The organism is Martinezella sp. CNPSo 3732, assembly GCF_057784515.1.
Genome location: NZ_JBXSOO010000003.1, coordinates 429561 through 439195, shown reverse-complemented (window position 1 = coordinate 439195; position 9635 = coordinate 429561). Strand labels below are relative to the sequence as shown.

The window sequence follows — 9635 nt, the reverse complement described above, 5'->3', positions numbered from 1 at the left end:
TGGCGCCGGCATTTCTTCCGGTTGAACCGTCGGCTTTTCCGCCGGAACGACAGGGCTGTCCGGCGATGCCGAGGGTTTTTCTGCCGGGATCGGCGCTGTGCCATCCGGCCGAACTTGTTCCTGATCCGGTTTTTGCTCAGGTATCGGGCCGGTCTGAGGGAGAGACGTGGCCATGAGAAGGGCGGCGGCGGAGACTAATGAGATAATTCTAAACAGCATCAAGTAATTCAGCCAATTCTAATGATGATGCCGATAGAACGCGCGAGGCTGTGATTTCGTTGCAATTCAGCAACGTTCATCTCTTGTCTTAAAAGTTGACAATTTATTCATGATTATGCACGCCGAATATATTGACAATAATACTCATGTTTTTTATGCGGCAGAAAGAAGGCGGGATATTTCCGCCCGTTAACAAGATAACCTAGCCAGCCCCTTGCCTGCACTCGACGCAGCAACCAGCCAGCCCGGTGAAGCAATTCGAAAGGAATGGTTATGGTTGTCCGGCGCTCACGCTCGGTCCTCTTGGCATGCACCGCGTTTCTAGCCTTTGGGCTGGCGACGACATCTTTTGCGCAGACCACAGCTCAGAATGAAGAGGCGGCGGGCGAGGCCGCCAAGGGCGATCGCGTTACCAACCTGAAACCAATCGTGGTGACTGGAAAGGGCAAGGCAAACAAGGATGTGCTTGCCGACTCTCCGACCACAAGCGAGACGACGGCCAAGGACATCGACGATAAGCAAATCACCCGTATCGAGGATCTTGGTCGCAGCACCGAGGTCGGCGTCGGCTTCAACCGTACGACAGGCGGTGTCAATATTCGCGGCCTTGGCGACGACCGTGTGCTGACGACGGTCGACGGTATCCAAATTCCGTTCCTTCTCGATGCTTCGCGCGATTCCGACGGTGGCATTAACAGCTTCGACTTTAACGCGCTTTCCAGTGTCGATATTGTTCGCGGTGCCGATTCCAGCCGTGCCGGTTCGGGTGCTCTCGGCGGTGCTTTCGTGCTTCGCACGCTGGAGCCGGAAGATCTGATCACGTCCGGCTCCACCTGGGGCGGTGTTTTCAAGTTTGGTTATAACGGCGACGACCGGAGCATCGGCGGCACCGCAGCCGTTGCCAAGCGCATCGACAACACCGCCGTTCTCTTCCAGGGCGGCTACACCCATGGTCATGAGCTTGAGAACAACGGCGATGTCGGCGGCTATTCGACCAAGCGTACAGAAGCCAATCCGGCCGACTACAATCAGAGAAGCGGCCTGTTCAAGATCCGCCAATATACCGACCTCGGCACCTTCGGCATTACGGCCGAGCACTACAACAAGGACAAAGACACTGACCTGATGACCCTGCAGAGCCCGACGGGAAACTTCCGGCCCGGCAATTACAATGGGACAGACGATATCGAGCGCAATCGCGTTTCGCTCGATTACAAGTATGAAGCCGATAGCGCCGATTCGCTGCTTGATACGGCCAATGCCGTTTTCTACTGGCAGAACCTGGTGCGCGAAACCGGTACCTCAGGCTACCGCTACACGTCCGTTATCGGCGACTATTCACGCCTTAACGAAATGGAAGACCGCAGCATCGGCTTTAGCGGCAACGCATCGAAGTCTTTCGACACTGGCAGCCTGCATCACCAGGTCACGTTCGGTCTCGATGTCGCCTTCGACAAGGTGCATCAGTATTCGGCTGGCAGGGATAGCTGCAGCAACCCGCGCTGGCGCGCTACTTGCGCCTTCCTGCACACCAACCAGTCGGATATGCCCGATGTCGATGGCAAGCGCGTCGGCGTCTTCATCGATGACAAGATCGAGCTTGGTTCCAGCAACTTCTATCTGACGCCGGGCCTGCGCTTCGACTGGTATGACTATTCTCCGAAGAACACGGCCGCCTATCGCGATAGCGCCAACTACAATGGTCTGCCGTCAGGCCAGTCCGACAGCCGCTTCTCGCCGAAGCTGCGTGCCTCCTATCAGCCGCAGGACAATGTCGAGATCTATGCACAGTGGGCGATGGCATTCCGTGCGCCTAACGTCAGCGAACTCTACGTGAACTACGGCGTCCCTGGCGGCTATGTCAGCTATGGCAATCCCAACCTGAAGCCCGAAACGAGCAACGGTATCGAAATCGGCACCAACCTCGGCGATGACGATTTCGGCGGCCATATCGGCGCGTTCTATAACAAGTACAAGAACTTCATCGACACGCTGAATTATCGTGATCCCACAGGCACCTATCCGCTTGGGATTACTGAATACTTCAATCGCGCCGACGTCCGCATGTTCGGTGTCGAGGTCAATGCGCACAAGACGTTCGACAACGGCATCCACATCAAGGGTGCGGTCGCCTATGTGAACGGCAAGGATTCCGATACCGGACAATGGATCGATTCCGTCGCTCCGGCCAAGGCGGCCTTCACCGTTGGCTATGCGGCTGAGGTCTGGGGAACGGATCTGACCTTCGTTACCGCGGCGCGCGAGGCGAAGAAGACGGGCGACACGCTGCAAACCCCTGCCTATGGCATCTTCGATCTGACTGCCTGGTGGGAACCGGAGCAGGTGAAGGGGCTCAGCATTCGTGGCGGCGTCTACAACATCTTCAACAAGACCTATTACGACGCGCTCAACGCGCCGTCCTATAGCGGCACGCTGATCCAGCCCGCTTCCTATTATTCCGAGCCCGGCCGGACCTTCAAGCTGACGCTGACTCAGAGGTTCTGAGCCGCCACATCGATGCAGCAAGCCTGGATGCGACGAATTGGGGCGATGCTTCGGCATCGCCTCTTTTTTGCCCTCCAGCGTGGCATCCCGCGCTTTGCGCAATTGTAAATCGCAGCGTTCGGTGTTATTCGAGCGGCGCAGTCTTTAACCGTCGAGAGAAAAGAGAGGAGGACCGTATGACCAAGATAGTCTGGCATATTCGCCAGTTCGGTCCGACTCGTGCCCTGCAGATGCGTTTGCAGGGCTGATCAGAGGCTGTTTCTCACTCATTCCTTCTGGTCTGCCCTTTGGGAGACGTGAGCCCGCGCATTCGCGCGGCCGCGTCATGACATGTTTTCGAGCATTGGCCCGCTTGGGCCTTCGGCATCGGCGTGGCGCGGCAAAAGGAGCCGCCGGCGATGTCTTGAGATGCTCGATCAAGACCGGAAAAGACCATGACTCTGATTAATCTCCGCAATCTGGGCGTCACCATGAGTGAGCCGCTGTTTTCCAACCTCAGCATTACCGTGGATGCCGGTGACCGCGTCGGCATCGTCGCCGCAAACGGCCGCGGCAAGACCACGCTGCTCAATTGCCTGACCGGCCGGCTGGAGCCGACGACGGGCGAGATCACCCGCGCCCGGGGCCTGCGCGTCGGCTATGTCGAGCAGAATGTGCCGGCGAACCTGCTGGAGGTCTCCTTCTATGAGGCAGTCCTTCAAGCCTTGCCGAAGGAGCAGGTCGCAAGCGAAAGCTGGCGCGTCGATGTCGCCCTGGATTCGCTCGACGTGCCTGATACGATGCGGGAGAGGACGTTGGCGCAGCTCAGCGGCGGCTGGCAGCGGCTTGCCATGCTTGTCCGCGTATGGGTGACGGAGCCTGACGTGCTGTTTCTGGACGAGCCGACCAACCATCTCGATCTCGCCAAGATCGCGCTGCTGGAGGATTGGCTGAATGCCTTGCCGCGCGACGTGCCCGTCATCATCGCCAGCCACGACCGCGCCTTCCTCGATGCCGTCTGCAATCGAACCCTGTTCCTGCGCCAGGACCAGTCGCAAACCTATGCACTGCCGTATAGCAAGGCACGGGCGGCGCTGGACGAGGTCGATGCCTCGGATGAGCGGCGTTACCAGAAAGAGATGAAGACGGCGCAGCAGCTGCGCAAGCAGGCGGCCAAGCTCTACAATCTCGGCGTCAATTCGGGCAGCGATCTTCTGACGGTGAAGACGAAGCAATTGAAGGCGCGAGCCGAGAAACTGGAGGACAGTGCAAAGCCAGGCTACCGCGAGCGCTCTTCCGGCTCGATCAAGCTTGCCAATCGCGGCATCCACGCCAAAGTGCTGCTGACGCTGGAGGATGCTGCGGTGACGACACCTGACGGTACGCTGCTGTTCAAGACCGGTCAGCAATGGATTTGCCAGGGCGACCGCATCGTGCTGCTCGGGCAGAACGGCGCCGGCAAGACGCGGCTTGTGGAGATGATCCGCAGGGCGATTGCCGATCAGGCCGTCGGCGGTACGATCAAGCCGACGCCATCCATCGTGCTCGGTTACAGCGATCAGGCGCTCTCCAATCTCGGCCAGAAGGACACGCCGCTCGGCATGATCACGCGCCTGTTCGAGCTCGGCGAGCAACGTGCCCGCACGCTGCTGGTCGGGATCGGGATCAATATCGATATGCAGGGCAAAGAGATCGGCCGTCTGTCCGGCGGGCAGAAGGCGCGGCTTGCCATGCTGGTGCTGCGGCTGACCAATCCCAACTTTTACCTGCTGGACGAGCCGACAAACCATCTGGATATCGACGGCCAGGAGGCGCTGGAGGGTGAGCTGACGGCAAATGAGGCAAGCTGCCTTCTCGTCTCGCACGACCGCAGCTTCGTGCGATCTATCGGCAATCGCTTCTGGATGATCGACCGGAAGCGGCTGGTCGAGGTGGATGGGCCGGAAGAGTTCTTCGAAGCCGCCAGAGCGCAGGAGTAGACGAGCGGGTGGGCAGAGACGAAAAATCGTTTCTGCCCATTCCCCAAGATTGCGGCTTGCGCATCGCCGCATCTCACGCTAACAATTCCCGCCATGAATATGTCCTTGAACAACATTGCAGTTTGGTGGTGGGCACGCTGAGGCGGCCTCGACCAATCGTGTTCAAAGACGACGAGTGAGCCGCCCGAGATTTCGAGGCGGCTTTTTTGTTATATTGGCCGCCTGTCATCCGGGCCGATAACGGAGTGAGGAACAATGGTAACGATCCTTCGGGATGATGGTGCGGAAATCTACGAGACGAAGGGCGGCATCACCGTCACTCGGCAGCGTCGGCCGACGCCCTATGCGGATGCGGTTTCGTCCTATATCGACAAGCTCGACGAGCGCCGCGGTGCGGTCTTTTCATCGAACTACGAATATCCGGGCCGCTACACGCGTTGGGATACCGCCATCGTCGATCCGCCGCTCGGCCTGTCCTGCAATGGGCGCGATGTCTGGATCGAAGCCTATAACGAGCGCGGCGAAGTCATCCTCGGCTTTATCGCGGAGAAGCTGAAGACGGTTTCAGAGGTCGTTCTCGGCGCTTCGACGCCGCGCCGGCTCGATCTCACGGTCAAGACGCCGGATCGTGTCTTCACCGAGGAAGAGCGCTCGAAAATGCCGACGGTCTTCACCGTGCTGCGCGCCGTGACCGATCTCTTCTACTCGCAGGCGGATGCCAGCATCGGCTTCTACGGCGCCTTCGGCTATGATCTCGCTTTCCAGTTCGATGCGATCGATCTGAAGCTCAAGCGCCCGGACGACCAGCGCGACATGGTGCTCTACCTGCCGGACGAAATCCTGGTGGTGGACAACTATTCCGCCAAGGCCTGGATCGATCGGTACGATTTCGCCAAGGGCGACGTATCGACGGAAGGCAAGTCGGGCGAGATCGCGCCCGAGCCGTTCCGGCACACCGATGCCATTCCACCGAAGAGCGATCATCGCCCCGGCGAATATGCCGAACTGGTGGTCAAGGCGAAGGAGAGCTTCCGCAAGGGCGATCTCTTCGAAGTGGTGCCCGGCCAGAAGTTCATGGAGCGCTGCGAGAGCAAGCCATCGGATATTTCCAAGCGCCTGAAGGCGATCAATCCGTCGCCCTATTCCTTCTTCATCAATCTCGGCAATCAGGAATATCTCGTCGGCGCTTCGCCTGAGATGTTCGTGCGCGTCTCCGGCCGCCGCATCGAGACCTGCCCGATTTCCGGTACGATCAAGCGCGGCGACGATCCGATCGCCGACAGCGAGCAGATCCTGAAGCTCTTGAATTCCAAGAAGGACGAGTCCGAGCTGACCATGTGCTCCGACGTCGACCGCAACGACAAGAGCCGCGTCTGCGAGCCGGGTTCGGTCAAGGTCATCGGCCGCCGGCAGATCGAGATGTATTCGCGCCTCATCCACACGGTCGACCATATCGAGGGCCGCCTGCGCGACGATATGGACGCCTTCGACGGCTTCCTGAGCCACGCCTGGGCCGTCACCGTCACCGGCGCGCCGAAGCTTTGGGCCATGCGCTTCATCGAGAGCCATGAAAAGAGCCCGCGCGCATGGTATGGCGGCGCGATCGGCATGGTCGGCTTCAACGGCGACATGAACACCGGCCTGACGCTGCGCACCGTTCGCATCAAGGACGGCATTGCCGAGGTGCGGGCCGGCGCGACGCTGCTCAACGATTCGATCCCCGAGGAAGAAGAAGCCGAAACCGAACTGAAGGCCTCCGCCATGCTTTCCGCTATCCGTGACGCCAAGACCGGCAATTCCGGCAAACAGCAACGGGACGTCGCTTCCGTCGGCAAGGGCGTGAAGATCCTGCTCGTCGACCATGAAGACAGCTTCGTCCACACGCTTGCCAACTATTTCCGCCAGACGGGCGCGACGGTTTCCACCGTGCGTACGCCGGTGCCGGAAGAAGTCCTCGACCGGCTCGATCCGGATCTCGTCGTGCTGTCGCCGGGTCCTGGCAATCCAAAGGATTTCGATTGCAAGGCGACGATCAAGAAGGCGAGGGCGCGCAACCTGCCGATCTTCGGCGTCTGCTTGGGCTTGCAGGCGCTGGCCGAAGCCTATGGGGGCGAGCTGCGCCATCTGGCGATCCCGATGCATGGCAAGCCTTCGCGCATCCGCGTGCTGGAGCCCGGCCTGGTCTTCTCAGGTCTTGGTCGTGAAGTGACGGTTGGCCGCTATCACTCGATCTTTGCCGATCCGTCGAGCCTGCCGCGCGACTTCATGATCACGGCCGAGAGCGAAGATGGCACGATCATGGGCATAGAGCATGTGAAGGAGCCGATCGCGGCCGTGCAGTTCCATCCGGAATCGATTATGACGCTCGGCGGCGATGCCGGCATGCGGATGATCGAGAATGTCGTGGCGCATCTCGCACGCCGGGCAAAGACGAAGGCCGCCTGAGACGAGCGTTTAGAGCTCGGATGTTTCTAACCCCATGCACTCGGAAAAGGTGCATGGGGCTATTTTTATGCCTTGAAAGAGCCAACAAACCGCTGAAGAGACTGATTGTTGGCGGGCGGGAGCTTTCAGTCGGTGATTCCAAGGATATTCAAGGGCATTCTCTATGTCGTTCTTGCCGTCGCGCTCTTCGTCGGTCTCGGCATCATCGTGCCACGGCCGCTCTGGCATGACGGGCCGGCTGTCCGCACCGAACGCTCCCAGCAAATCCTCATGCTCAGCAACCCCATCCACACGGACATTGCCATTCCTGTCGATGGCGATCTCCTCACCCGTTTCGCCTTCCTGCAGCCGGCCGGGCTCGATCTCGACAATCCCAACCTGCGCTATCTCATTTTCGGCTGGGGCGGACGGAGCTTCTATACTGAGACGCGGACCTGGGCAGATTTGAAGGCGGGTCCAGTGTTGAAGAGCTTTGCGCTCGACCGTTCCGTCATTCATGCGGAGCTCGCAGGCGATATCCCGCTGGACGCGCCTGCCGTGACGGTCATCGACATTGATGCCGAAGGTCTTGAGCGGCTCAAGCAATTCGTTCTCGCCAGCTTTGATCGCTCCGATAGCAATCCGATACCCCTGCCTGGCAGCAACTATGGGTCAAACGATGCGTTCTTCGAAGCGCGGGGCTATTTCAATGCGCTGATGGGCTGCAACACCTGGACGGCTGCCGGGCTGAGGCAAGCGGGATTGACCTCCGGACTTTGGACATCGCTGCCCTGGATGCTGCGAATATCCATGAGGCTGCATAATGACGATGAACGCTTTGTAGCACGCCATGTCCTGCCTTGAGGCGGTTTGACTTGCTTCAGGTTGTATCCTAATCTTTACGTCGTTCCTGTGGGGCACATCGGCATCGTGCCGAAAGGGCTAGGCCTGCCCGCTGATATCACTCAGCAGGAGTCTGCCCATGCCAACCCTCGATACCTACCGCAAGCAAGCCAAGCTCTTGATGCGCTGGCACCGTGAGCGCGACTATTCCATTGGCGGAAGAGTCCGAATGCTCGATCGTTTCAAGGAGCTGACGGATCGCGAGATCCTGGCGATGAACTTCCCCCTATCGTTGGCGCAGGAGATCGTTGCGGTCGAAGCGGGCCATAATAGCTGGGCGGAATTGAAGTCCGTCGCGGTGGATGCGCCGAAGATGCCGGCCGCTACAGCGGAACCGCCGGTTTTCAAGAGCATCGTTCCGATCCTTTTCGTGCGGGATGTCACCGCGAGTGCGGCCTTCTTCAGGGAGAGGCTGGGTTTCTCTGAGGAGTTCCTGCATGGAGCACCGCCGTTCTATGGCGCGGTGTCGCGCGATGGCATCTGGGTTCACTTGCGGCTTGTCTATGAGCCTTACTTTGCGGCGGCGGCTGCAAAGGAGAAGTCGTTGATCCTCGCTTCGATCGAGGTTTCGAATGTCCAGGGATTGTTCGAGGAGTTCAAGGCGAGGGGCGTGGAGTTTGCACAGCCGCTCACCAAGCAGGCATGGGGCGGCACGGATTTTCACGTGCGCGATCCGGACGGAAACGTGATCTCGTTTGTGACGTTCAGGTCGTAACACTTTGGTTCGTCGAGGATTGCCGCAGAGCAGCCACCGTCACATATCCTCGCAATCCTGCCAGCCTTCCTCGAAGACCAGCTTGTCGAGCGGCAGGCGATCCCGCCATCCCTTCACGGCGAGTTCCGGCATGTCGTAGAGCTCGTCGACATAGCCGACACAGAGCCATGCGACGATCTTCACATGCTCGGGTATACCGAGGATCGCCTTGATAGCATCCTCGTGGAAGATGCTGACCCAGCCGACGCCGACGCCCTCGGCCCTGGCCGCAAGCCAGAGATTCTGCACGGCGCAGACCGTCGAATAGACATCGGTATCCGGATTGTGGGTGCGGCCGAGCACGACCGGGCCGCCACGCCTGGTGTCGCAGGTGATGCACATGCTGAGGGGCGCCTTGCGGATGCCTTCCAGCTTCAGCCGCTGATACTGCGCGCGGCGATCGCCTTCGAACATTGCGCAGGCCTCCTCATTGGCCTGATGGAAGGCCTGCCACACACGTTCGCGCGTCTCGCCCTGACGGATCAGAATGAAATTCCACGGCTGCATGAAACCGACCGACGGCGCCGAATGCGCAGCCTCGAGCAAGCGCCGGACAAGATCGTCGGGAAGTGGATCGGGCCGGAACTGATCGCGTACGTCGCGCCGGGTCTCGATGGCGCGATAGACGGCGCTGCGTTCCAGCTGCGAAAATGCCCCGGCTGTAACCAGATGATCCGACACACCCGCGGGAGCGTCGGCGATGGACGGTATGGCATCGGCAGTCTTTTCAGGAGCGGGCATGTTCAACCATGATTTTCATTAGGCGGCGTATCGGCCGGTATCGCCGACCCTTGCACACTAGGCTGAAGCACAGCTTAGTGCCGGATGGCAAGCCAAACTACCAGGACGATTTTCCACAGGCGAGCGCATTA

At 59.6% G+C, this 9635-nt stretch carries 6 protein-coding genes and 1 pseudogene; 5 read left to right on the top strand and 2 right to left on the bottom strand.

The window, feature by feature from the left end; all coding sequences use genetic code 11:
* Positions 1-219: pseudogene (locus AC13RM_RS10770) on the bottom strand (hypothetical protein); the annotation flags it as partial.
* Positions 220-492: 273 nt separating this feature from the next.
* Between AC13RM_RS10770 and AC13RM_RS10765 the strand changes: the two are divergent.
* The 5 genes from AC13RM_RS10765 to AC13RM_RS10745 all read left to right on the top strand — a co-directional run bounded on the left by AC13RM_RS10765 (position 493) and on the right by AC13RM_RS10745 (position 8724).
* Positions 493-2724: a TonB-dependent hemoglobin/transferrin/lactoferrin family receptor gene (locus AC13RM_RS10765; protein WP_374815313.1), complete on the top strand. Its 2232-nt coding sequence runs from the start codon at positions 493-495 to the stop codon at positions 2722-2724.
* Between the two features lie 434 nt (positions 2725-3158).
* Positions 3159-4682: an ABC-F family ATP-binding cassette domain-containing protein gene (locus tag AC13RM_RS10760; protein WP_488554920.1), complete on the top strand. Its 1524-nt coding sequence runs from the start codon at positions 3159-3161 to the stop codon at positions 4680-4682.
* Between the two features lie 255 nt (positions 4683-4937).
* Positions 4938-7127: an anthranilate synthase gene (locus tag AC13RM_RS10755; RefSeq protein WP_488554919.1), complete on the top strand. Its 2190-nt coding sequence runs from the start codon at positions 4938-4940 to the stop codon at positions 7125-7127.
* 132 nt (positions 7128-7259) lie between these two features.
* A complete protein-coding gene (locus AC13RM_RS10750; RefSeq protein ID WP_488554918.1) occupies positions 7260-7970 on the top strand; it encodes a TIGR02117 family protein in 711 nt (236 codons plus the stop codon).
* A 118-nt stretch (positions 7971-8088) separates the two neighbouring features.
* Positions 8089-8724 carry a glyoxalase superfamily protein gene (locus AC13RM_RS10745; protein WP_488554917.1) on the top strand — a complete coding sequence of 212 codons (636 nt, stop codon included), beginning with the start codon at positions 8089-8091 and terminating at the stop codon, positions 8722-8724.
* Between the two features lie 39 nt (positions 8725-8763).
* Here the strand turns inward: AC13RM_RS10745 and bluB are convergent, their stop codons facing one another.
* Positions 8764-9504 carry a 5,6-dimethylbenzimidazole synthase gene (gene bluB, locus AC13RM_RS10740; protein WP_374815305.1) on the bottom strand — a complete coding sequence of 247 codons (741 nt, stop codon included), beginning with the start codon at positions 9502-9504 and terminating at the stop codon, positions 8764-8766.
* Positions 9505-9635: the final 131 nt, after the last annotated feature.

Bases quoted from the DNA above. Each gene is read 5' to 3' on its own strand.
- bluB (WP_374815305.1), bottom strand. From the start codon at position 9,504: ATGCCCGCTCCTGAAAAGACTGCCGATGCCATACCGTCCATCGCCGAC.
- AC13RM_RS10755 (WP_488554919.1), top strand. From the start codon at position 4,938: ATGGTAACGATCCTTCGGGATGATGGTGCGGAAATCTACGAGACGAAG.
- AC13RM_RS10745 (WP_488554917.1), top strand. From the start codon at position 8,089: ATGCCAACCCTCGATACCTACCGCAAGCAAGCCAAGCTCTTGATGCGC.
- AC13RM_RS10765 (WP_374815313.1), top strand. From the start codon at position 493: ATGGTTGTCCGGCGCTCACGCTCGGTCCTCTTGGCATGCACCGCGTTT.
- AC13RM_RS10760 (WP_488554920.1), top strand. From the start codon at position 3,159: ATGACTCTGATTAATCTCCGCAATCTGGGCGTCACCATGAGTGAGCCG.